Annotated in this window: 16 protein-coding genes and 1 riboswitch; of the genes, 13 read left to right on the top strand and 3 right to left on the bottom strand. The window is 66.6% G+C overall.

The features are described 5' to 3' along the window. The first annotated feature begins 117 nt into the window (after positions 1–117). Positions 118–233, top strand: a riboswitch (TPP riboswitch). A 77-nt stretch (positions 234–310) separates the two neighbouring features. Next, a complete protein-coding gene (locus IEX41_RS09105) occupies positions 311–946 on the top strand; it encodes a TenA family protein (RefSeq protein ID WP_188789925.1) in 636 nt (211 codons plus the stop codon). Between the two features lie 91 nt (positions 947–1,037). On the opposite strand, the gene IEX41_RS09100 is transcribed toward IEX41_RS09105, so the two are convergent. Both IEX41_RS09100 and ribA read right to left on the bottom strand, forming a co-directional pair. Continuing rightward, positions 1,038–1,547: a L,D-transpeptidase family protein gene (locus tag IEX41_RS09100; RefSeq protein WP_229673094.1), complete on the bottom strand. Its 510-nt coding sequence runs from the start codon at positions 1,545–1,547 to the stop codon at positions 1,038–1,040. Continuing rightward, on the bottom strand, positions 1,544–2,635 hold the full coding sequence (gene ribA / locus IEX41_RS09095) for a GTP cyclohydrolase II (RefSeq protein ID WP_188789924.1): 1,092 nt from the start codon (positions 2,633–2,635) through the stop codon (positions 1,544–1,546). Before ribA ends, IEX41_RS09100 begins: the two co-directional genes overlap by 4 nt. Before the next feature lie 153 nt (positions 2,636–2,788). On the opposite strand from ribA, the gene IEX41_RS09090 reads away from it, so the two are divergent. The 4 genes from IEX41_RS09090 (at position 2,789) to rlmH (ending at position 7,107) form a co-directional block, all read left to right on the top strand. Beyond that, on the top strand, positions 2,789–3,475 hold the full coding sequence (locus IEX41_RS09090) for a response regulator transcription factor (protein ID WP_188789923.1): 687 nt from the start codon (positions 2,789–2,791) through the stop codon (positions 3,473–3,475). A 140-nt stretch (positions 3,476–3,615) separates the two neighbouring features. Next, positions 3,616–5,943, top strand: coding sequence for an aldehyde dehydrogenase family protein (locus IEX41_RS09085; RefSeq protein ID WP_188789922.1), 2,328 nt, complete (start codon positions 3,616–3,618; stop codon positions 5,941–5,943). 249 nt (positions 5,944–6,192) lie between these two features. Then, positions 6,193–6,627 (top strand): ribosome silencing factor, encoded by a 435-nt coding sequence (gene rsfS / locus IEX41_RS09080; RefSeq protein WP_373285624.1) that lies wholly within the window; start codon positions 6,193–6,195, stop codon positions 6,625–6,627. Between the two features lie 9 nt (positions 6,628–6,636). Continuing rightward, positions 6,637–7,107: a 23S rRNA (pseudouridine(1915)-N(3))-methyltransferase RlmH gene (gene rlmH, locus IEX41_RS09075; protein ID WP_188789921.1), complete on the top strand. Its 471-nt coding sequence runs from the start codon at positions 6,637–6,639 to the stop codon at positions 7,105–7,107. 282 nt (positions 7,108–7,389) lie between these two features. On the opposite strand, the gene IEX41_RS09070 is transcribed toward rlmH, so the two are convergent. Beyond that, positions 7,390–8,193, bottom strand: a complete 804-nt coding sequence (locus tag IEX41_RS09070) for an undecaprenyl-diphosphate phosphatase (RefSeq protein WP_188789920.1) — start codon at positions 8,191–8,193, stop codon at positions 7,390–7,392. A 227-nt stretch (positions 8,194–8,420) separates the two neighbouring features. On the opposite strand from IEX41_RS09070, the gene IEX41_RS09065 reads away from it, so the two are divergent. From IEX41_RS09065 to IEX41_RS09030, 8 genes are all read left to right on the top strand, one after another. Further along, positions 8,421–9,857: an NAD(P)-dependent oxidoreductase gene (locus IEX41_RS09065; protein WP_188789919.1), complete on the top strand. Its 1,437-nt coding sequence runs from the start codon at positions 8,421–8,423 to the stop codon at positions 9,855–9,857. A gap of 103 nt (positions 9,858–9,960) precedes the next feature. Continuing rightward, positions 9,961–10,395 carry a GFA family protein gene (locus tag IEX41_RS09060; RefSeq protein ID WP_229673092.1) on the top strand — a complete coding sequence of 145 codons (435 nt, stop codon included), beginning with the start codon at positions 9,961–9,963 and terminating at the stop codon, positions 10,393–10,395. 106 nt (positions 10,396–10,501) lie between these two features. Further along, positions 10,502–15,043 (top strand): glutamate synthase large subunit, encoded by a 4,542-nt coding sequence (gene gltB / locus IEX41_RS09055; RefSeq protein ID WP_188789918.1) that lies wholly within the window; start codon positions 10,502–10,504, stop codon positions 15,041–15,043. A 319-nt stretch (positions 15,044–15,362) separates the two neighbouring features. Then, positions 15,363–16,112 (top strand): monofunctional biosynthetic peptidoglycan transglycosylase, encoded by a 750-nt coding sequence (gene mtgA / locus IEX41_RS09050; RefSeq protein WP_188789917.1) that lies wholly within the window; start codon positions 15,363–15,365, stop codon positions 16,110–16,112. Positions 16,113–16,457: 345 nt separating this feature from the next. Continuing rightward, on the top strand, positions 16,458–17,135 hold the full coding sequence (locus tag IEX41_RS09045; RefSeq protein ID WP_188789916.1) for an SOS response-associated peptidase: 678 nt from the start codon (positions 16,458–16,460) through the stop codon (positions 17,133–17,135). After that, positions 17,125–17,736: an ImuA family protein gene (locus IEX41_RS09040; RefSeq protein ID WP_188789915.1), complete on the top strand. Its 612-nt coding sequence runs from the start codon at positions 17,125–17,127 to the stop codon at positions 17,734–17,736. Before IEX41_RS09045 ends, IEX41_RS09040 begins: the two co-directional genes overlap by 11 nt. Beyond that, on the top strand, positions 17,663–19,150 hold the full coding sequence (locus IEX41_RS09035) for a Y-family DNA polymerase (protein WP_188789914.1): 1,488 nt from the start codon (positions 17,663–17,665) through the stop codon (positions 19,148–19,150). The genes IEX41_RS09040 and IEX41_RS09035 overlap by 74 nt, the downstream gene beginning before the upstream one ends. After that, on the top strand, positions 19,147–22,488 hold the full coding sequence (locus tag IEX41_RS09030) for an error-prone DNA polymerase (protein WP_188789913.1): 3,342 nt from the start codon (positions 19,147–19,149) through the stop codon (positions 22,486–22,488). The genes IEX41_RS09035 and IEX41_RS09030 overlap by 4 nt, the downstream gene beginning before the upstream one ends. Positions 22,489–22,500 lie beyond the last annotated feature (12 nt).

Here is a 22,500-nt window from a genome sequence, read left to right as displayed (position 1 = left end):
GGCCCTTTTCCGTTCGTGCCGCAACGCCACCGCGCGGCGGCCGGGCTTTGCGATGGGACGTACACCGCCTGTCCCGGCGAACCGTGTGATGACAGGACCGGCTCCATCAGATAGGAAGGCCCCACCAAGGGGAGTTTCGACAAGAAGCTGAGAGACCGCTGGCGCAAGCAGCGCGGTGACCCTTCGAACCTGATCCGGATCATGCCGGCGAAGGGATGGGACCGATATGCCTGCCTTTGCCGGCCTCACAGCGAGGCCGCCCCATGTCTAAGACCAACGGCTTCGCTACCAGCCTCGAAAGGGTAGCATCATGACAGACCATTTCAGCGACACGCTCAGGGCCGCCAGCGAACCGAACTGGACGCGGGCCGTGGAACATCGCTTTGTCTCGGAACTATACACCGGCAGCGTCAATGACCGGGTGATGGCTTTCTATCTCATCCAGGATCACCGCTTTCTCGACAGTTTCCTGACCCTGCTGGGCGCGGCCATAGCGACCTGCGACACGTTTGACGCCCGGCTGCGCTTTGGGCAGTTCGCGGGCATGGTCTCGGGCGAAGAGAACACCTACTTCCTGCGGGCCTTCGACCATCTGGGCGTGACCGACAAGGACCGTGCCGAAACTCCGGACACAGCGCCCACCACCGGCTTCCAGTCGATCATGAGAGAGGCCGCCGAGACCCGCTCCTATGCAGCGATACTCGCCGTGCTGAACGTGGCCGAGGGGCTCTATTACGACTGGGCCATGCGCGCGCCAAAGCCCCTCCCCGAGAGCTTTGTCCATGCCGAGTGGATCACGCTGCACGATAGCCCTGCGTTCGCGCAGTTCGTGGCCTTCCTGCGGGCCGAGCTGGATCGGGTCGGGCCGACCACTCCGGACATCGCACGGGATTTCTTCCTGCGCGCCGTGTCGCTCGAGCTGGAATTCTTCGACGCGGTCTACTAGGGGACCGGCGCGGCCTGACCGTCCCGCACCCGACCTGCCCGGAACCCCGGGTGGGTCGGGCCCATGGCCCCGTGCGCTTCAGACAAGCGCTTCAGGCCAGCGTTTCGGGCACCACGAGCCGCGTTCCCGGCACAGCCCACGCGGCGATACGCGCGATGTGATCGCGGCGGAAGGCGATGCAGCCCTCGGTCGGGAAGCCCGGCCTGCGCCATTGGTGCAGGAAGATTGCCGAGCCGCGCCCTGCTTCGGCATCCGGCCAGTTCCAGTCGGTCAGCAGGATGATGTCATAGAGCGGATCGGCCCGGCGCAAGTGTTCGTGGCTCGCATCATAAGGGGCACGTACCAGCGTGTTATAGGCCGCATCCCCGGATGCGTCGGACCACAAGTCCCCAAGCCGGATGGGCAGCGCCCAAGGGGCGGGTTTTGCCACCCGGTCGGGACGGTAGAGGCAACCGACAACGTGGTGCGTGCCCACCGGCGTCGCCCCGTCGCCCTCGCGCTTGTCGGCCCGGATGCCGCCACGTCCGATGACGCAAGGTACCAGCCTGCCGCCCAGGCGAAGCCCCTGCCGGGTCAGCACCATGGTCATGGCAGGGGTCATAACAGATGCCCCGATTTCAGCATCTTGGTGGCAAGATACGCCTCGTTGAAGCGGTTCTCACCAACCTTGAGCGGCACCCGTTCCACCACGTCGATGCCGCAGCGCTCCATAATCTTGATCTTGCCGGGGTTGTTGGTCAGCAGCTTCACCGCAGAAAAGCCCATACGCTGGAGGATCTCGGCCCCGAGGCGGAAATCGCGCTCGTCATCCTCGAATCCCAGCCGGTGGTTGGCCTCAACCGTATCGAAGCCCTGATCCTGAAGCGCATAGGCCCGCATCTTGTTGGCAAGCCCGATCCCCCGCCCTTCCTGGTTGAGATAGAGCAGCACGCCCGAGCCGTTCTCGCCCATCATCGCCAGCGCGGCGTTGAGCTGCGGGCCGCAATCACACTTGAGCGAACCCAGAAGATCGCCGGTGAAACAGGCCGAATGCAGGCGGGCCAGCACCGGCGCGTCGCGGTCGGGCCGGCCGATCTCGATGGCATAATGCTCTTCCGAGCCGTCCTCGGGACGGAAGATGTGCAGCCGCGCGTTCTCGGCGGCGCGCAGGGGTACGCGTGCGGACACCACGTGGTCGAGGTTGGCCAGCACCATGAGACTTGGCGCGGCGGCCACCGCGTCGATCAGGGTAAGCTGCTCGGCCCCGGCCAGCGCGAAGGGCTGCGGCACCGGCAGCACGAGGGCGGCGGGCAAAAGCCGCGCCGATTTCGCAAGGCTGATGGCAAGGCGGTGCAGCGCGGCATCCCCTTCGCGGCGCGACGACAGCGGCCCTTTCATGGGGCGCGTCAGGTCGTCGGCGGGATCGGCGATGCCCTGCACCCATGTCATGCCCGCGTCTTCGGGCAGGATCACCCGCGCCAGATCGCCGTCATAGGGCCGGGCCTTGAGCGTCTCGGCCCGGCGGGCGCTGATGGCAAGGTCCGGCGCCCCCATTTCGCGCATCAGCGCGAGGCGTTCGGGCGATCCGGTCTCGGCCGCCATGACCAGCGCCCCGGCCCCGTCGGGGCCCGTCATCACCACCGGCACCCCCATCCGCAGGTCGGCCCGCGCCCTTGCAAGCAGTTCCATGAGATCGGGGGACAGGGGCATGGGGCGGGTCTTTCGGCAGTGCAGACTGAAACAAAGCAGCCCTTAACCTGTAACAAAGCAAGGCTCACAACACGAGGGCGTGAGACTGGTGCAGCAAAACTTGCCCACACGCAACGGTGTTTCCATGTGAGGTCAAAGAAGACGGAGGCCACAATGGCGCAGATCAAGAACATCCTGCTGGTAGACGACGACGACGACCTTCGCGAGGCACTGGCAGAGCAGCTCGTGATGACCGAGGATTTCGAGGTCTTCGAAGGCGACAGCGGCAGTGCCGCCATGGCGCGGATCAAGGAACAGAATTACGAGCTCATTATCCTCGATGTGGGCCTGCCGGACACCGACGGGCGCGAGCTGTGCAAGCTGATGCGCAAGCAGGGCGTCAAGGCGCCGATCCTGATGCTGACCGGCCATGACAGCGACGCGGACACCATTCTTGGCCTTGATGCGGGCGCCAACGACTACGTCACCAAGCCGTTCAAGTTCCCGGTGCTGCTGGCCCGCATCCGTGCCCAGCTGCGCCAGCACGAACAATCCGAGGACGCGGTGTTCACTGTCGGCCCCTACACCTTCAAGCCGTCGATGAAGCTGCTGGTGACCGAGGACGACCGCAAGGTGCGCCTGACCGAGAAAGAGACGAACATCCTCAAGTTCCTCTACCGCTCGACCGAAGGCGTGGTGCCCCGTGACGTGCTGCTGCACGAGGTCTGGGGCTACAACGCCGGCGTGACCACCCACACTCTGGAAACCCACATCTACCGCCTGCGCCAGAAGATCGAGCCCGATCCCTCGAACGCGCGCATTCTCGTGACCGAGAGCGGCGGTTATCGTCTCGTGGCGTGACGTCCCCCAGCGTAACGCCACGTAGCAAGGCCCCGGCACCGCGCCGGGGCCTTTTGCGCTTTGCATTCCCGCGCCCGAGCAGGTCTAAGGTATGATGCCCAGCACGGCTTCAGGCCCGTATGGATTGAGGGAAGACAACGATGAGCGTCAAGGACATCTTCGAAACCATGGACTACGGCCCCGCCTCCGAAAGCCCTTCTGAGGCGACGGCATGGCTGGACGCGCAGGGGCGCAGTTTCGGCCTGTTCATCGACGGCGCCTTTACCACCCCCGGCGCTGGCTTCGAGACCCGCAATCCCGCCACGGGTGAGGTTCTGGCCACCCTGACACAGGCCACCGAAGGCGACGTTGCCACCGCCGTCACCGCCGCGCGCACAGCGCAGCAGGGCTGGGCCGCGCTTGGCGGGCCGGGACGGGCGCGGCACCTCTATGCGCTGGCGCGGATGCTGCAAAAGCACGCGCGGCTGTTCGCGGTGCTGGAAACGCTCGACAATGGCAAGCCGATCCGGGAAAGCCGCGACATCGACCTGCCGCTGGCGGCGCGTCATTTCTATCACCACGCGGGCGCGGCCCAGCTGATGGAGGTGGAGATGCCGGGCCGCGTGCCCATGGGCGTCTGCGGCCAGATCATCCCGTGGAATTTCCCGCTGCTCATGCTGGCGTGGAAGGTGGCCCCGGCGCTTGCCATGGGCAACACCGTGGTGCTGAAACCCGCCGAGTGGACCTCGCTGACCGCGCTGCTCTTTGCCGAGCTCTGCCACAAGGCCGGTTTGCCGAAGGGCGTCGTCAACATCGTCACCGGCGACGGCACAGTGGGCGAGATGATCGTAAAATCCCCGGTGGACAAGATCGCATTTACCGGCTCGACCGAGGTGGGCCGCGCCATCCGCGCCGCCACCGCAGGGTCCGGCAAGGCGCTGAGCCTCGAGCTTGGGGGCAAGTCACCCTACATCGTCTTCGAAGACGCCGACCTTGCTTCTGCCGCCGAGGGGCTGGTGGATGCCATCTGGTTCAACGGCGGGCAGGTCTGCTGCGCCGGATCGCGGTTGCTGGTGCAGGAAGGCGTCGCCGACCGCTTCCTTGAGATGGTCAAGGCTCGGATGGACACGCTTCGGGTGGGCAACCCGCTCGACAAGTGCATCGACATGGGGGCCATCGTGGACCCCAAACAGCGCGCCCGCATCGCCGCCATGGTGAGTGGCACGGATGGCGACGTCTACCAAGCCCCCTGCCCCGACGGCTGCTTCTACCCGCCGACGCTGATCTCGAACCTGTCGCCCGCCGATCCGCTGATGCAGGATGAGATCTTTGGCCCCGTGCTGGTATCGACCACCTTCCGCACCCCGACCGAGGCGGTGGCGCTGGCCAATGATACCTCCTATGGGCTGGCAGCGTCGGTCTGGTCCGAGAACATCAACACCGCGCTCGACGTCGCCCCGAAGATCGCGGCAGGCGTGATCTGGGTGAACGGCGCCAACATGCTGGACGCGGCAGCCCCATTTGGTGGCCTCCGCGAAAGCGGCTTCGGACGCGAGGGCGGCCCCGAGGGTCTGAGCGCCTACACCCGGCCCGCCGGGACCCCCAGGCCCCTGACCCGCACTTCCGCCTTCACCGGCACCGAGACTGCCCCCGCCGCGGTAGACCGTACGCCGAAGCTTTATATCGGCGGCAAGCAGGCGCGGCCCGACAACGGCCAGACCCGGGGCATCCATGACCCCAAGGGGCGGCTCATCGGCGAGGCGCCCGTCGCCTCGCGCAAGGACATCCGCAACGCGGTCGAGGCCGCACACGGCGCCGCAGGCTGGTCTGCGGCCCATGGGCACAACCGGGCGCAGGTGCTGTATTTCATCGGCGAAAACCTGTCCGCCCGCGCGGACGAATTCGCCGCAACCCTTGAACGCATGACCGGCAAGAACGGCACGGAAGAGGTCGCCCTGTCGGTGGACCGCCTGTTTGCCGCCGCCGCTTGGGCAGACCGTTTCGACGGGCGCATCGCGAACACGCCTTTGCGCGGCGCGACGCTGGCCACCCGGACCCCCTGCGGCGTCATCGGCGCCTTCTGCCCCGACGAGCATCCGCTGCTTGGCCTCGTGTCGGTGATGGCGCCGGCCATCGCCATGGGCAACCGCATGTTGCTCGTGGCCTCCGAAGCCTTCCCGCTGGCGGCGACAGATTTCTACCAGGTGCTGGATACCTCGGACGTGCCGGGGGGCGTGGTCAACATCCTCACCGGCCCGCACGAGGCGCTGGCCCCCAGCATGGCCGAACACATGGACATCGACGCGGTCTGGAGTTTCTCGAGCGCACCCCTGTCCGAGGTCATCGAACGCGGCTCGGCGGGCAGCCTCAAGCGCACTTGGGTCAACGATGGCATGGACCGAGACTGGACCGGCCCCGAGGGCGCGCCCGATGCCTTCCTCGAGGCGGCGACCGAGGTGAAGACCATCTGGATCCCCTGGGGGGCCTGAAACGCCCTCTCATCCGGTCTCCCGCACGGCCATCGAGGGCCACCCCGAGCCCGGCGGACCGCTCATGGATGACGCAACGGCCCAAGGCCACGCCAGAGCGAATGGCTTTGACTCTGCCGTGGAAAAGGCTATGAGGCCCCTTTCCCGCCGAGAGGGCGGTGGCACGATGGTGCGCAATCATTGAGATTTCACGCACTCGATGCTATCTTGTAGGTACGCCCGGCGCCGGGGTGGCTTTCGGCGCTTGTCATGAAGGAGGACAATGTCCTGTCACTTAACGCGAACGCGGCAAGCGCCGCCGAGCCGGGGGCAGCCATGAGCGGCCAGCCCACTTCCGAGGTCACCAACGCCGATATTCTGGCGTCCATCCTCGAATCTCTCGACGACATGAAAGCGGAAGATGTCGTGCAGATCGACCTGCGCGGCAAGACTTCGGTCTGCGACCAGATGGTCATCGCCTCCGGTCGATCCTCGCGGCAGGTCGCGGCGATTGCCGACAACGTCGCCGAAGACCTCAAGCACAAGCTTGGCGTCCTCGCGAAGACCGAAGGCAAGGACACCGGCGACTGGGTTCTGGTCGACGCGGGCGACGTGATCGTCCACGTGTTCCGCCCCGAGGTCCGCGAGTTCTACCAGCTCGAGAAGATGTGGATGCCCGTAGACGGCGCCAAGCCGGTGTCCTGACCCCGGCTCATGCGTATACATCTCTGCGTCGTCGGGCGCCTTCGGGCAGGGCCTGAACGGGATCTCGTCGACGATTACACCAAGCGGTTCGACCGCACCGGACGCGCGCTGGGGCTTGGCCCCCTGCGCGTGATCGAGGTCGAGGACCGCAAGGGCGGTGGTATGGCGGCGGAAGCCGACCTGCTGCGCCGCGCCCTGCCCTCGGGCGCACGGCTCTGCGTTCTGGATGAACGCGGTAGCCTCGTGACCTCTCCGGATTTTGCAGACGAACTGGCCAAACGGCGCGATGGCGGCGTGCAGGACATGGCCTTCCTCATCGGCGGTGCCGACGGCATCGATCCGGGCCTGCGGGCAGAGGCGGACATGGCACTGTCGTTTGGCAAGATGGTCTGGCCGCACATGCTGGTTCGGGTGATGCTGACGGAACAGCTCTACCGGGCCGCGTCAATTCTTGCTGGGTCTCCCTACCACCGTGTGTGATCCACACCAACGGCGCGGCGACTCGGCGCTTTTCCGCCGGACTGCCAGCCTCTGTAGCGGAAATACGCCTGCGGCGTACGACCGGCGATTTACCTCTAAATGTCATTGAACTAGCAGGATTCAAGCAAGTGTCGCGCAGCTGTGATGACACCACGCTCCTGCGCAGGCCCAACCTGTCCCGACGGCCCGTCCCGGCCGTTCCGGGCACGCGCAGCCCTGGCCCCGGAGTCCCCAACCTCCGGGGCCGTTCCTTTTCAGATCAATCCGTTGCAGACATGCCGCTCAGGCGTAGGCGAACCACAGCAGGCCCGCACCCAGCACGACGCGGTAGATCACGTAAGGTGTGAAGCTGACCGACCGCAGCAGGCGCATCATCAGCGACAACGCGATCAGCGCCGCTCCGAAGGCAAAGACCGCCCCGATAGCGCCGTCGATGGCCACCTGCGCATCCGCTTCGGACGCGACCTCGAGTCCCAGCAGCGCGCCGGAGGCAAGGATCGTCGGGATCGACATCAGCATCGAAATCTTGGCCGCATCGTGCCGATTGTAGCCCATGAACCGCGCGCCGGTGATGCAGATTCCAGACCGTGAGGTGCCTGGAATCAGCGCGACCGCCTGCCACAACCCCATCTTGAGTGCATCCATCGAGCCCCAGTCGGCTTCTCTCTTGGTTTCTGAGCCTTTCTGGTCGGCGATCCACAGCAAGATGCCAAAGCCCAGCATGGTCCAGCCGATCACGGCGACGGACCGCAGCGCCTCGTCAAAACCCGTGATCTTCAGCAGCAGCCCCGCAATCACCACGGGCACCGTGGCAATCGCCAGCCCCAGCGCCAGCCGCGAGGCCTCGGTATCGCGCCGTCCGCGCAGCAGGTGGCCGGTGCCGCGCAGGGCCACGGCGACATCTGCCCTGAAATACAGCACCACCGCCGCCAGCGTACCCACGTGCACAGCCACGTCGATGGCCTGCCCCTGGTCCGCCATACCGGTAAGGCCGGGCAGCAGGATCAGGTGTCCCGACGAAGATATGGGCAGAAACTCGGTGATTCCCTGGATCAGGGCCAGCAGGATCAGTTGAAGCATTGGCATGAGAGCATTCCGTTCGCTAGCCTGTCTTCCAAGGCTATAGCGCCTTGTGAAAAGTGGTTAAAGACGCATTTAGGTAACGCATCGGACCTAATTTCGTGAAGTTTTTGCCTCGGGGTGGCTCCGACAAGGCCAATAAAGCGGATATAGGTCAACATATCTGACTTTTCTTTTCCATTCTCCTTGTTTAATCAAGCCGCACCCAAGGACTTGCTCGGAGACCCAGGAAGATGGCGAAACAGCCGATGCTCAAATTCGTGAAGATCTCGCGCGACATGCCCGAGAAACGCGGGGCCGAGACGCGCAAGGAAGATTTCGACGAAATCTATGCAGAGTTTGCTTCGGCCAAGGCCGAAGAACAGGCCAGCCGCTGCTCGCAGTGTGGCGTGCCCTACTGCCAGAGCCACTGCCCGCTGCACAACAACATCCCCGACTGGCTGAACCTTACCGCCACCGGTCGCCTCGAAGAGGCGTATGCGGTCAGCCAGGCGACGAACACCTTCCCCGAGATCTGTGGCCGCATCTGCCCGCAGGATCGCCTGTGCGAAGGCAACTGCGTCATCGAGCAGTCGGGCCATGGCACCGTGACCATCGGCTCGGTCGAGAAATACATCACCGACACCGCGTGGGAAAAAGGCTGGGTCAAGCCCGCCTCCCCCGCCGTGGAACGCTCGGAGAGCGTCGGCATCATCGGCGCGGGCCCTGGCGGCCTTGCGGCGGCGGACATGCTGCGCCGCGCCGGCGTGCAGGTGACGGTCTATGACCGCTACGATCGTGGCGGCGGCCTGCTGACCTACGGCATCCCGGGCTTCAAGCTCGAGAAGGAAATCGTCATGCGCCGCATGAAGCAGCTCGAGGACGGCGGCGTTCGCTTCGTCATGAACTGCACCGTGGGCGAGGACATGTCCTTCGAGGAAATCCGCAACCAGCACGATGCGGTCATCGTCGCCACCGGCGTATACAAGAGCCGCGATCTTACCGGCCCCGGTGCAGGCGCCAAGGGCATCGTGAAGGCCATCGACTATCTCACCGCATCGAACCGCGTGGCGAACTTCGGCGACACCGTCCCCGAGTATGACAGCGGCGAGCTGAACGCGAACGGCAAGAACGTCGTGGTGATCGGCGGCGGCGACACCGCCATGGACTGCGTGCGCACGGCGATCCGCCAGGGCGCGACCTCGGTCAAGTGTCTCTACCGCCGAGACCGTGCCAACATGCCGGGCAGCCAGCGCGAAACCCAGAACGCCGAGGAAGAAGGCGTGCAGTTCGAATGGCTGACCGCGCCGAAAAGCTTCAAGGGTGATCCGGTGTCGGCCGTGGTCGTGGACCGCATGCGCCTTGGCCTGCCCGATGCCTCGGGTCGTCAGAGCCCCGAGATCATCGACGGCTCGGAATACGACGAACCGGCGGACATCGTCATCAAGGCGCTTGGCTTCGAAGCCGAAGAGCTGCCGACCCTCTGGGGCGCGCCCGAGCTTGAAGTGACCCGCTGGGGCACCATCCGGGCCGAGTTCACCAGCGGCCGCACCGCCCTGCCGGGCGTCTACGCGGTGGGCGACATCGTGCGCGGTGCATCGCTCGTGGTCTGGGCCATTCGCGATGGCCGCGACTGCGCCGAGCACGTGCTTCAGGATCTCGACAAGCAGGCTGTCATCGCCGCCGAGTGATCCAGAATGCCCCGCCACTGGCGGGGCGCGTTTCGCGAGTATTCTCGTAAAGCTGAAGGCGTCCCGGTGCGATGGGGGCGTCCCGGACCGAAGGAGCTGCGGTATGGAACGGACGGGTGGCTGCATGTGCGGAGCGGTGCGTTACACCGCCTCCTCCATGACCGGCCTTGGCGTATGCCATTGCGAGCAGTGCCGCCGGTGGACCGGATCGGCGCTGTTCGCCGCCACGGTCCCGGCCTCGGACATGGCGCTGGAGGGGGCGGAGCACATCCGCGCCTTCCGCTCCTCGGCCTGGGCCAGCCGCGAATTCTGCGGCCTCTGCGGATCGGTGCTCTGGTACCGCTTCGACAAGGGAGAAGATGGCGGCGGCGATTACGAAGTGACCCTCGGCTCGCTCGACGATGCCACGGGGCTGGTGCTCGAACGCGAGATCTTTGCCGATCAGCAGCCGGACTGCTGGCGGCTTTCGGGCGATCATCTGCGGATGACCCGCGCCGAGACCCTGACGAAATACGGGGTTCAGGTGGACGACGCCTGACCCGACCCGACCTGACCGGCCCCGCGCCGGAATGACCTTACCGGCCCCCGCGCCGGAGTGACGAGACCGGCCGCAGCACGCGGCCCTTGCATGGAGGTGCAATGCCATGACCAAGTACGATGAAACCTGGGTCGCAGCCGAGGAAGCCAAGCGCAAGTGGATGAACGAAAACGGCATGTTCCGCGAGGAACATGAGCATTCGTCCTGTGGCGTGGGCCTCGTGGTCTCGATCAACGGCAAGCCGTCGCGCAAGGTGGTCGAAGCGGGCATCACCGCCCTCAAGGCGATCTGGCACCGCGGCGCGGTCGACGCCGATGGCAAGACCGGTGATGGCGCGGGCATCCACGTGCAGATCCCGGTCGCCTTCTTCTACGACCAGATCGACCGCACCGGCCACGCCCCCCGCAAGAACGAGCTGATGGCCGTGGGCCAGGTCTTCCTGCCGCGCACCAACTTCGCGGCGCAGGAAACCTGCCGGACCATCGTCGAGACCGAAGTCCTGCGCATGGGCCACTACATCTACGGCTGGCGCCACGTTCCGGTGAACGTCGACTGCCTTGGCGAGAAAGCCAATGCCACCCGCCCCGAGATCGAGCAGATCCTGATCTCGAACGCCAAGGGCGTGGACGAGGAGACCTTCGAGCGCGAGCTGTACGTCATCCGTCGCCGCATCGAGAAGGCAGCGCAGGCGGCCGGCATCAACGAGCTTTACATCGCTTCCCTGTCCTGCCGGTCGATCATCTACAAGGGCATGATGCTGGCCGAGCAGGTCAGCGAATTCTACCCGGACCTTCAGGACGAACGTTTCGAATCTGCCTTCGCGATCTACCACCAGCGCTATTCCACCAACACCTTCCCGCAGTGGTGGCTGGCCCAGCCTTTCCGGATGCTGGCCCACAACGGCGAGATCAATACCATCAAGGGCAACACCAACTGGATGAAGAGCCACGAGATCCGCATGGCCTCTTCGACCTTTGGTGACATGGCCGAGGACATCAAGCCGATCATCGCCAACGGCGCGTCGGACTCCGCCGCGCTCGACGCGGTGTTCGAAGTGCTGGTGCGTGCGGGCCGCAACGCGCCGATGGCCAAGACCATGCTGATCCCCGAGAGCTGGTCCAACCAGGCGGTTGAGCTGCCGCAGGCGTGGCGCGACATGTATTCCTACGTGAACTCCGTGATGGAGCCGTGGGACGGCCCCGCCGCGCTTGCCATGACCGATGGTCGCTGGGTCTGCGGCGGGCTCGACCGCAACGGCCTGCGCCCGATGCGCTACGTCGTCACCGGCGATGACCTGCTGATCGCGGGCTCCGAGGCGGGCATGGTGCCGGTGGACGAATCCACCGTACGCGAAAAGGGCGCGCTTGGGCCCGGCCAGATGATTGCCGTCGACATGGAAGAGGGCAAGATCTACCGCGACACCGAGATCAAGGACCGGCTTGCCGCGTCCCAACCCTTCGGTGAGTGGGTCGGCAAGATCTCGGAACTGGACGGCCCTCTGTCCAAGGTGACCGAAACCGCGATGTTCTCGGGGCCCGAGCTGCGCCAGCGCCAGATCGCGGCGGGCTATTCCATCGAGGAGCTGGAACAGATCCTTGCGCCCATGGCCGAGGACGGCAAGGAAACCCTTGCCTCCATGGGGGACGACACGCCGTCGGCGGTCCTGTCCAAGAAGTACCGGCCCCTGTCGCACTTCTTCCGCCAGAACTTCAGCCAGGTGACCAACCCGCCGATCGACAGCCTGCGCGAATTCCGCGTAATGTCGCTCAAGACGCGGTTCGGCAACCTCAAGAACGTGCTGGATGAATCGAGCTCCCAGACCGAGATCCTCGTGCTGGACAGCCCCTTCGTGGGCAACGCCCAGCTTGACGAGCTGACCAACCACTTCAACGCCAGCATGGTCGAGATCGACTGCACCTTCCCCGCCGGTGCCGGCGAAGGCGCCCTGCGCGAGGCGCTGCAGCGCATCCGCATGGAAGCCGAGGACGCGGTGCGCTCGGGCGGCGGCCACATCATGCTGACCGATCACCTGCAATCGGACGACAAGGTCGCGATGCCGATGATCCTTGCCACGTCGGCGGTCCACTCGTGGCTGACCAAGAAGGGTCTGCGCACCTTCTGCTCGCTTGGCGTGCGGTCGGCGGAATGCATCGACCCGCATTACTTCGCGGTCCTCGTGGGCTGCGGTGCGACCATCGTGAACCCCTACCTTGCCGAGGACAGCATTGCCGACCGCATCAGCCGCGGCCTGCTTGACGGCACCCTGACCGAAAACGTGCGCCGCTATCGCGACGCCATCGATCAGGGCATGCTCAAGATCATGGCCAAGATGGGCATCTCGGTGATCTCGTCCTACCGTGGCGGTCTCAACTTCGAGGCGGTGGGCCTCAGCCGCGCCATGGTGGCAGAATACTTCCCCGGCATGCTGTCCCGCATCTCCGGCATCGGTGTGCACGGCATCCAGAACAAGGCCGAGGAAATCCACGGTCTGGCCTACAAGGGCGGGCGCGACGTGCTGCCCATCGGCGGCTTCTACAAGGCGCGCAAGTCGGGCGAGACCCACGCCTGGGGTGCCCAGTCGATGCATCTTATGCAGGCGGCCTGCAACAAGGCGTCCTACGAGCTGTGGAAGACCTATTCCAAGGCGATGCGGGCCAACCCGCCGATCCACCTGCGCGACCTGCTGGACTTCAAACCCATCGGCAAGGCGATCCCGCTGGAAGAGGTGGAGAGCATCACCTCGATCCGCAAGCGCTTCGTGACGCCGGGCATGAGCCTTGGCGCGCTGTCGCCCGAGGCGCACAAGACGCTGAACGTTGCCATGAACCGCATCGGCGCGAAGTCGGACAGCGGCGAGGGCGGCGAGGATCCGGCGCACTTTGTGCCGGAACCCAACGGCGACAACCCGTCGGCCAAGATCAAGCAGGTGGCTTCGGGGCGTTTCGGCGTCACGGCGGAATACCTCAACCACTGCGAAGAGCTTGAGATCAAGGTCGCGCAGGGCGCCAAGCCCGGCGAGGGTGGCCAGCTTCCAGGGATGAAGGTCACCGACCTGATCGCCCGCCTGCGCCATTCCACCAAGGGCGTGACGCTGATCTCGCCGCCGCCGCACCACGACATCTACTCGATCGAGGACCTTGCCCAGCTGATCTACGATCTCAAGCAGATCAACCCGCGCTGCAAGGTGACGGTGAAGCTGGTGGCGTCCTCCGGGGTGGGGACCATCGCGGCTGGTGTTGCCAAGGCGAAGGCCGACATCATCCTGATCTCGGGCCACAACGGCGGCACCGGGGCGTCTCCGGCGACGTCGATCAAGCACGCCGGTCTGCCGTGGGAAATGGGCCTCACCGAGGCGCATCAGGTTCTTGCGATGAACAAGCTGCGGGACCGTGTGACGCTGCGCACCGACGGCGGCCTGCGCACGGGTCGTGACATCGTCATGGCCGCGATGCTGGGCGCCGAGGAGTACGGCATCGGCACCGCCGCCCTGATCGCGATGGGCTGCATCATGGTGCGTCAGTGCCAGTCCAACACCTGCCCCGTGGGCGTGTGTACCCAGGACGAGGAACTGCGCGGCAAGTTCACCGGCAACGCGGACAAGGTGGTGAACCTCATCACCTTCTACGCCACCGAAGTGCGCGAGATCCTCGCCTCCATCGGTGCCCGCAGCCTGAACGACGTGATTGGCCGTGCCGACCTGCTGCACCAGGTGTCGCGTGGGTCCGAACATCTTGATGACCTCGACCTCAACCCGCTGCTGATCCGCGTGGATGGGGCCGACGACATCGTCTACGACCGCTCCAAGCCGCGGAACCCCGCGCTCGACACGCTCGACGCCGAGATCGTGCGCGACGGTCATCGCTTCCTCGAGGATGGCGAGAAGATGCAGCTCAGCTACGCGGTGGAAAACACCCACCGCACCGTGGGCACGCGGACCTCGAGCCACATCGTCAGCAAGTTCGGCATGCGCAACGCGCTTCAGCCCGACCACCTGCACATCAAGCTGACGGGCAGCGCCGGTCAGTCGCTAGGGGCGTTTGCCGCTCCGGGTCTCAAGATCGAGGTGTCCGGGGATGCAAATGACTACGTGGCCAAGGGTCTGTCCGGGGGCACCGTCGTGGTGCGTCCGCCGATGAACTCGCCGCTCAAGGCCGAGGACAACACCATCATCGGCAACACCGTTCTTTACGGTGCGACGGATGGCTACCTCTTCGCCGCGGGCCGCGCCGGTGAGCGTTTCGCGGTGCGCAACTCGGGTGCCAAGGTGGTGGTCGAGGGCTGCGGTTCTAACGGGTGTGAATACATGACCGGCGGCATCGCGGTGATCCTTGGCGAGATCGGGGCCAACTTTGGCGCCGGCATGACCGGCGGCATGGCCTATCTCTACGATCCCGAGGGCAAGGCGCAGGCCCTGATGAACATGGAAAGCCTCGTCACCTGCCCCGTGACGTCCGAGCACTGGGAAGCAGAGCTCAAGGGCCTTATCGAACGCCACGTCGCGGAGACCCGGTCACGCAAGGCGCAGGACATCCTGCAGCACTGGGAGCTTGAGAAGGGCCACTTCCTGCAGGTCTGCCCGAAGGAGATGCTCAACAAGATCGCCCACCCGTTGGGAATCGAAGAGAGCACCGCGATCCCCGCCGAGTGATCGCAATCCACATGATGAACAGACGCGCCCGGCCCTGTGCCGGGCGCGTTGCTTTTTGGGGCAGATGATCCGCGCGTCACCCCTTTCAGGCAGGTTTCCTGTCGTATTTTCTCCCCCGGCGCGAATTTCACGGCATAAACCATTTGTTCCGGGTTTGTGTTCTAGGAACGGCATGTGGAGTGCGGTGACGAGTTGTATTCCAAGGCCCCTCATCCACGGAGGGGAGGCGGAGCCCGGTTTGCAACAGCCGAACCGGGTTTCGCCATCCAAGGGGCAAAGCCGCCTTTTCCACGCCGCCGCCATATGCAAATCTGCGCCCATGGCGAGAGCAGCGAAAAAAACCACCAAGACCCCCCGCAAGGCAGCAGATGCTGCCCCGCGTCGCCGTGGCCGATCCACGCGATGGTTCAGCCGCATGGTCTTGCGCGCGGTGCTGGTGGTGGCGGCGCTGGTGCTTCTGGCGGTGGTCCTCTACCGGGTGGTGGCACCGCCCACGACCTACACCATGTGGTCTGAAGGCCGCCGGCTCGGCCAGCCGGTCGACCAGATCTGGGTCGGCGTGGACGAGATCGCGCCTGTAATGCTGCGCTCGGTCGTGGCGGCCGAGGATGCCAATTTCTGCACCCATTGGGGCTTTGACATGAAGGCGATCCGCGCAGCCATCGACGCTGGCGGAAATCGCGGCGCGTCCACCATCAGCCAGCAGGTGGTCAAGAACGCCTACCTCTGGCAAGGGCGGACCTGGACCCGCAAGGCGCTCGAGGCGGTAATCACCCCGGCGGTCGAGGCGATATGGCCCAAGCGCCGCATCCTCGAGGTCTATCTCAACATCGCGGAGTTCGACGAAGGTGTGTTCGGCGTCGAATCGGCGGCACGGCATTACTTCGGCACCAGCGCGGCGGCCCTGTCGGCAACGCAGGCGGCCCGGCTGGCGGCGATCCTGCCCGACCCCAAGGACCGCTCCGCCTCGAACCCGTCGGGCTTTGTGCAGCGCCGCTCCGGCCAGATCCGCGACGGCGCCGCCACCATCCAGCGCGACGGCCGCGCCGCCTGCTTCGAGGACGGCTGATCGCGCTCCTGGTCTGCCTCACTTTGGACGAGCTTGCCCCGAGCCCGACAGATTTCTGGACTGACTGATAACGGAAATGACACGCCTCCAGAATGGCTGCCCCGCCAGCGGCTCTCGGGGATGGTTGGTTGCGGGCCAAGCTGATCTCGGGTGGAGCCGCGTCCCGGGAACCCGCAGTTGCGGGGCTTGCCCTTCCGTCGGCTTCGGCTTCGGCTTCGGCTTCGGCTTCGTCACGGTCTTGGAGACCGCGTCAAGACGGGCCAGCCCCCTTTCATGGACGAAAATGTTCTGGCATTGTTCCCGGAATACCTTCGTGATTCCTCAGCTGCCCGCAGGAGCCACCCCATGTGCAATCTCTATTCCCAGACCAAGAGCCAGGACGCCATGCGCCAGGTCTTTTCCGACATGCTGGACGACGGCGAAGACGTGGTCGACGATGTCGGCAACCTGCCCGCCATGGCCGGGATCTGGCCCGACTACCCCGCGCCGATCCTGCGACGGCACGACAGGGGCTGGCAACTCACCCGGGCCCGCTGGGGGATGCCGACGCCGCCGAAATTCCTCGAGGGCAAGCGCACCGACAAGGGCGTCACCAACATCCGCAACACCGGCTCGCCGCACTGGCGGCGCTGGCTGGGGCCCGAGCACCGCTGCCTCGTGCCCTTCACCAGCTTTTCGGAACTCGACCAGCGCCGGGGCGCGCCGCGCAATTCCCCGGTGTGGTTCTCACTGGGCGAAGACCGCCCGCAGGCCCTTTTTGCCGGGCTGCGCACGCAGTGGACCTCGATCCGCAAGCTGAAGGAAGGCGAGGTCACCGCCGAGCTTTACGGCTTCCTTACCTGCGATCCCAATGCCGAGGTCGCCCCCGTCCACCCCAAGGCGATGCCGGTGATCCTGACCACGCCCGCCGAGTGGCGGACATGGCTCACCGCGCCGTGGGACGAGGCCCGCGCCCTGCAACGCCCGCTGCCGGACGGCAGCCTTCGTATCGTCGCCGAAGGGGTGCGCGAGGATGCCGCCTGAAACCGCCAGACCTGCGTCACCCAGACCCGCCCCAGCCGATCCCTTCACCCTGCGCCCCGCCCGCGTCCACGAGGCCGAGGGCCGCGGCAAGCGCGCCTTTGCGCTGTTCCAAGCGGCGCGCCATCCCGGCCCGGTGATCTGGATCCTGCCCGGCCACCTGCCAGAACTGCCGATGCTGCGCGGCCTGCCCGAGGGCGTCGGCCCACGCCTGCACCTGCTGCGCCCCGGCTCCGAGGTCGATCTGCTCTGGTCCGCCGAAGAGGCGCTGCGCAGCCCCGCTCCCGGTCTCGTCATCGCCGAGCCTGAAAAAGAGCTGTCACTGACCGCCGGACGGCGGCTTCAGCTGGCGGCTGAGGGGGGGCGGACCACCGGCCTCATGTTGATCCGCGAGGGACAGGGCAGCAACGCCGCCGAGACCCGCTGGCGCTGCGATCCGCAGGCGGCGCAAGGTCGGGACTCGACCCCGCAGGCGTGGCAGCTTATAAAGAACAAATCAGGAACATGTCAGGATTGGTGCGTGAACTGGAATGGCGCGACGGCTGCTTTCCATATGGTTTCAGAGGCTTGCGAGCGACATAAGCCTGCGCAGGCGGCCCCTTGAGGGGCCGTTCGCGCTGAGTCTCCGCGCGGGCAATGCCGACCATCTGCACTGCCTCAACCCCGCCGCCGAGACGCGGGGGCTGCATCGCGGCATGGCGCTTGCCGATGCCCGCGCCATCTGTCCCGAGCTTGCTTCCCGCCCCGCCGACCTCGTGCAGGAGGCGGCCGCCCTCAATGCGCTGCGCCGCTGGGCCGGGCGCTATGCGCCCATGGTGGCGCGGGATGGCAGCGACGGGCTGATTGCCGACATCACCGGGGTGCCGCATCTTTTCGGCGGCGAGGACGCGCTGCGCGAGGATCTGCACGCACGGCTCGACCGGGCGGGGCTGGCGGCACAAAGCGGTATCGCCGAAAGTCGGGGCGCGGCCCATGCGCTGGCCCGGCACGGCGGCGGCATCCTGCCCGAGGGGGCGCTGGCGAAGGGGCTGGCGCATCTTCCGGTCACCGCCCTGCGCATCGACGATGGCACCGCGCAGGCGCTGGTCCGCATGGGCCTGCGCCGGATCGGAGACCTTGCGGGCCAGCCCCGCGCCCCCCTCGCCCGACGCTTCGGCCCCGGCCTCGTGCTGCGGCTCGATCAGGCGCTGGGGCTTCAGCCCGAACCCGTGTCCCCTGAGGGCGAGCCCCCTCATTTCGGCGTCCGCATGAGCCTGCCCGAGCCCATCGGCCTTCAGGACGACGTGATGGCCGCGCTCACCCGCCTGCTCGAGCGGCTGAGCGCAAAGCTTGCCGCCCAGCGCCGGGGGGCGCGGCGGCTAAGGCTGGAATTGCAGCGGGTGGACCGGGAAACCGCGACGGTCGAGATCGGTCTTGCCCGCCCCATGCGCGACCCCGGCCGCATCGCCGCGCTGTTCGCGCGGGGCGTGGACGAGATCGAGGCGGGCTTTGGCATCGAGGCGCTGCGCCTTGTGGCCCATGTGACCGAAGCCATGGCGCCCGAACAGATCGGCGGCCCACAGGGGGGGCCATCGCCCGAGGATGCGCTGGCGGATCTGTTTTCGCGCATCGGCAACCGGCTGGGGTTCGACCGGGTGCTGCGGCTGCTGCCTGCACACAGCTCGATCCCCGAGCGCAGCTTCCTTGTCGCCCCCGCCGCCTATTCCACCGCCCAAGGCGCTCCGCCCCGGCAAGGGCCGGAGCGCCCGCTGGTGCTGTTCCCGCCGGAGCCTGCCCTCACCCATGGCATGACCCGCCCCGGCCAGCCCCCGGCCAGCTTTCGCTGGCGGCGCATGGCCTTCACCACCCTGCGCGCCACCGGCCCCGAACGCATCGCCCCCGAATGGTGGTTCGACGATCCGAACTGGCGCACGGGCCTGCGCGATTACTGGCGGGTCGAAACCGCCCAAGGCCCGCGCTTGTGGCTGTTCCACACCCCGCAGGCCCCGGGGTGGCAGGTTCAGGGGGAATTCGCATGACCGCCTATGCCGAGCTGTGCGTGACCAGCAACTTCACCTTCCTCACCGGAGCCTCCCACCCCGAGGAGCTGGTGATCCGTGCCGCTGAACTGGGCCTTGAGGCCATTGCCATCACCGACCGCAATTCCGTGGCGGGGGTGGTGCGGGCGTTCTCGGCCCTGAAAGAGTTGACCCGCCTGCGCGACGAGGCCCGCGAAGCGGCGGGCCCCGCCATCCGCTCGCGCCGGGTGACGGACCATTCCGCGCGGCAGGAGGTCGACCTTGGCACCACCGACGCGCCGCAGATCCCGCCGGATCTAGAACTGCCACGCCTTGTCACCGGGGCGCGGCTGGTGCTGGCGGACAGCGACACCGACTGGCTGGCGCTGCCGGTGGACGTGGCCGGCTGGTCGCGGCTGACGCTGCTTTTGTCACTGGGCAAGCGGCGGGCCGAAAAGGGGGACTGCCTTCTGCACATGAACGATCTGCTGGAGGCCTGCACCGGCATGATGCTGATCGCCCTGCCCCCCGATCCCTTCGCCACGCGGCCCGATGACGGCGCGTTGCGGCGGATGCACCAGCGCCATCCGGGGCGCTGTTTCGTGGGGGCCGCGCCGCGCTATGACGGGCGCGACCAGCCAAGGCTTGACCGGCTGGCGGCGCTGTCGCAGGCCACCGGGCTGCCCATGGTCGCGGTAGGCGACGTACTCATGCACCGCGCTGCGCGGCGGCCGCTTGCGGATGTGCTCACCTGTCTGCGCGAGGGCTGCACCATCGACGGCATCGGTACCCGCCGCCTGCCCCATGGCGAACACCGGCTGAAACCGGGTCACGAAATGGCGCGCATGTTCCACCGCTATCCCGCCGCCCTGCGCCGCACCACCGAGATCGCCCGCGCCTGTGCCTTCCGGCTTGACGATCTTCGCTACCAGTACCCGGACGAAGCGCAGGACGGCGAACCGGCACAGGACCGGCTGGAACGGCTGGCCCGCGAGGGGCTGCACTGGCGCTACCCCTCCGGCCCGCCCCAGACCATTACCGCCCGCGTCGACAAGGAACTGCGCCTGATCGACGACATGGGCTATGCACCCTACTTCCTCACGGTGCACGACATCGTGGCCTTCGCCCGCTCGCGCGGGATCCTCTGCCAGGGGCGCGGATCGGCGGCCAATTCCGTGGTCTGCTACCTTTTGGGCGTGACCGAGGTGCCGCCCGAAAGCATCACCCTGATCTTCGAACGCTTCATCTCGAAGGACCGGGGCGAGCCACCCGACATCGACGTGGATTTTGAACACGAACGTCGCGAAGAGGTGATCCAGTGGATCTATGACCGTTACGGCCGCCACCGCGCCGGGCTAACGGCGACGGTGATTCACTTCCGGTCCCGCGCCGCGATCCGCGAGGTGGGCAAGGTCATGGGCCTGTCGCAGGACGTGATCGCGCGGCTCTCGGGGCAGATCTGGGGGCATTCCTCGTCCGCTCCCGATGACGATCGGATGCGCGATGCGGGCCTGGACCCCGGCGACGACCGGGTGCGCCTTGCTGCCCGCCTCGTGTCCGAGATCATCGGTTTTCCGCGCCATCTCAGCCAGCACGTGGGCGGCTTCGTCATCACGCAAGGGCGGCTGGACGAGCTGTGCCCCATCGAGAATGCCGCCATGGAGGACCGCACCATCATCGAATGGGACAAGGACGACATCGACGCGCTGGGGCTGCTCAAGGTCGACATCCTCGCGCTGGGGATGCTGACCTGCATTCGCAAGGCCTTTGGCCTGCTGGCCGATCACCGGGGGCTGCGGCTTGATCTGGCGAATGTGCCCACCGACGACACGCGGGTCTACGACATGCTCTGCCGGGCCGATGCCATCGGGGTGTTTCAGGTGGAAAGCCGCGCGCAGCTGAACTTCCTGCCCCGGATGCAGCCGCGCGCCTTCTACGATTTGGTCTGCGAGGTGGCCATCGTGCGCCCCGGCCCGATCCAGGGCGGCATGGTGCATCCCTTCATCAACCGCCGGCAGGGCAAGGAAAAGATCGAAGACCTCGGCCCCGCAATGATGGAGGTGCTGGGCCGCACCTACGGCGTGCCGCTGTTCCAGGAACAGGCGATGCAGATCGCCGTGGTGGCGGCGGGGTTCTCGCCCTCCGAGGCGGACCGCCTGCGCCGGTCGTTAGCCACCTTCAAGCGCATGGGCACCATCGGTGCGTTCCGTGATCGCTTCGTGTCGGGGATGCTGGCGCGGGGGCATGCGGCGGATTTCGCCGCGCGCTGCTTTGCCCAGATCGAAGGCTTCGGCTCCTACGGGTTTCCCGAAAGCCACGCGGCCAGCTTTGCGAGGCTGGTCTATGTCTCGGCATGGCTGAAATGCCACCACCAGGCGGCCTTCACCTGCGCGCTGCTGAATTCCCAACCCATGGGGTTCTACGCCCCCGCCCAACTGGTGCGCGATGCCCGCGACCGCGGGGTCGAGGTGCGCGCGGTGTCGGTGGACCACTCGTCATGGGATTGCACGCTAGAGGCGCGGCCCGACGGCGCGCTGGCCCTGCGGCTGGGGTTTCGCCAGATCAAGGGCCTGCGCGAGGAAGACGCCGTGTGGATCGTCGCGGCGCGGGGCAACGGCTACCCGGACGTGGAAAGCCTCTGGCGGCGGGCTGGCGTGGGGCCAGACACACTTGAACGGCTGTCCGAGGCCGACGCTTTCGCCCCTCTTGGCCTGTCGCGCCGCGAGGCGCTGTGGCAGGCCCGCGCGCTGCGGGCGCCGGCGCCGCTGCCGCTGTTCGGCTCGGACGGTGAAGGCGGGGCCGAGCCGCAGGCGCACCTGCCGCAGATGACCCTCGGCGAGGAGGTGATCGAGGATTACCTGTCGCTCCGCCTCAGCCTGCGAGCCCACCCGGTGGAGCTTTTGCGCCCCCGCCTAGAAGGGTGCCTGCCGCATTCGATTCTGAATGATACCGCCCGCCCCGTGCAGGGGCGGGCCGCGATCACCGGGCTGGTCATCACCCGGCAGCGACCCGGCACCGCCTCGGGGGTGATTTTCCTGACACTAGAGGACGAGACCGGCAGCGCCAACGTGGTGGTCTGGACCAAGGTCTACGAACGCTTCCGCAAGGCGGTGATCGCGGGCCGGCTTCTGCGGGTGCGCGGGCGGCTGCAACGGGCGGACGGGGTCACCCACCTCATCGCCGAGCAGATCGAGGATCTGTCCCCATGGCTGTCTCAGCTTGGCCGCCCCGTCGTGATCGAGACCAACGATGGCCGCGCCGACGAGACCCGCCGCCCCCCCGGCGGCAGCATCCGCGGATCGGCCCGACATCCGCGCGAACAGGCAAAGCGGCTCTTCCCGAGTCGTGATTTCCACTGAAAGCGCTCACTC

The sequence above is a fragment of the Salipiger pallidus genome (genome assembly GCF_014643635.1).
GTDB lineage: Bacteria > Pseudomonadota > Alphaproteobacteria > Rhodobacterales > Rhodobacteraceae > Salipiger > Salipiger pallidus.
This window is presented reverse-complemented; position numbering and strand designations above follow the sequence as displayed.

What these genes read in the sequence shown, in the direction of transcription:
- rsfS (WP_373285624.1), top strand. Translation starts at nt 6,193, where the DNA reads ATGAAGGAGGACAATGTCCTGTCACTTAACGCGAACGCGGCAAGCGCC.
- gltB (WP_188789918.1), top strand. Translation starts at nt 10,502, where the DNA reads ATGACCAAGTACGATGAAACCTGGGTCGCAGCCGAGGAAGCCAAGCGC.
- ribA (WP_188789924.1), bottom strand. Translation starts at nt 2,635, where the DNA reads ATGCCCCTGTCCCCCGATCTCATGGAACTGCTTGCAAGGGCGCGGGCC.
- IEX41_RS09030 (WP_188789913.1), top strand. Translation starts at nt 19,147, where the DNA reads ATGACCGCCTATGCCGAGCTGTGCGTGACCAGCAACTTCACCTTCCTC.
- rlmH (WP_188789921.1), top strand. Translation starts at nt 6,637, where the DNA reads ATGCGTATACATCTCTGCGTCGTCGGGCGCCTTCGGGCAGGGCCTGAA.
- IEX41_RS09100 (WP_229673094.1), bottom strand. Translation starts at nt 1,547, where the DNA reads ATGACCCCTGCCATGACCATGGTGCTGACCCGGCAGGGGCTTCGCCTG.
- IEX41_RS09035 (WP_188789914.1), top strand. Translation starts at nt 17,663, where the DNA reads ATGGCGCGACGGCTGCTTTCCATATGGTTTCAGAGGCTTGCGAGCGAC.
- IEX41_RS09040 (WP_188789915.1), top strand. Translation starts at nt 17,125, where the DNA reads ATGCCGCCTGAAACCGCCAGACCTGCGTCACCCAGACCCGCCCCAGCC.
- IEX41_RS09105 (WP_188789925.1), top strand. Translation starts at nt 311, where the DNA reads ATGACAGACCATTTCAGCGACACGCTCAGGGCCGCCAGCGAACCGAAC.
- IEX41_RS09090 (WP_188789923.1), top strand. Translation starts at nt 2,789, where the DNA reads ATGGCGCAGATCAAGAACATCCTGCTGGTAGACGACGACGACGACCTT.
- IEX41_RS09065 (WP_188789919.1), top strand. Translation starts at nt 8,421, where the DNA reads ATGGCGAAACAGCCGATGCTCAAATTCGTGAAGATCTCGCGCGACATG.
- IEX41_RS09045 (WP_188789916.1), top strand. Translation starts at nt 16,458, where the DNA reads ATGTGCAATCTCTATTCCCAGACCAAGAGCCAGGACGCCATGCGCCAG.
- IEX41_RS09070 (WP_188789920.1), bottom strand. Translation starts at nt 8,193, where the DNA reads ATGCCAATGCTTCAACTGATCCTGCTGGCCCTGATCCAGGGAATCACC.
- mtgA (WP_188789917.1), top strand. Translation starts at nt 15,363, where the DNA reads ATGGCGAGAGCAGCGAAAAAAACCACCAAGACCCCCCGCAAGGCAGCA.
- IEX41_RS09085 (WP_188789922.1), top strand. Translation starts at nt 3,616, where the DNA reads ATGAGCGTCAAGGACATCTTCGAAACCATGGACTACGGCCCCGCCTCC.
- IEX41_RS09060 (WP_229673092.1), top strand. Translation starts at nt 9,961, where the DNA reads ATGGAACGGACGGGTGGCTGCATGTGCGGAGCGGTGCGTTACACCGCC.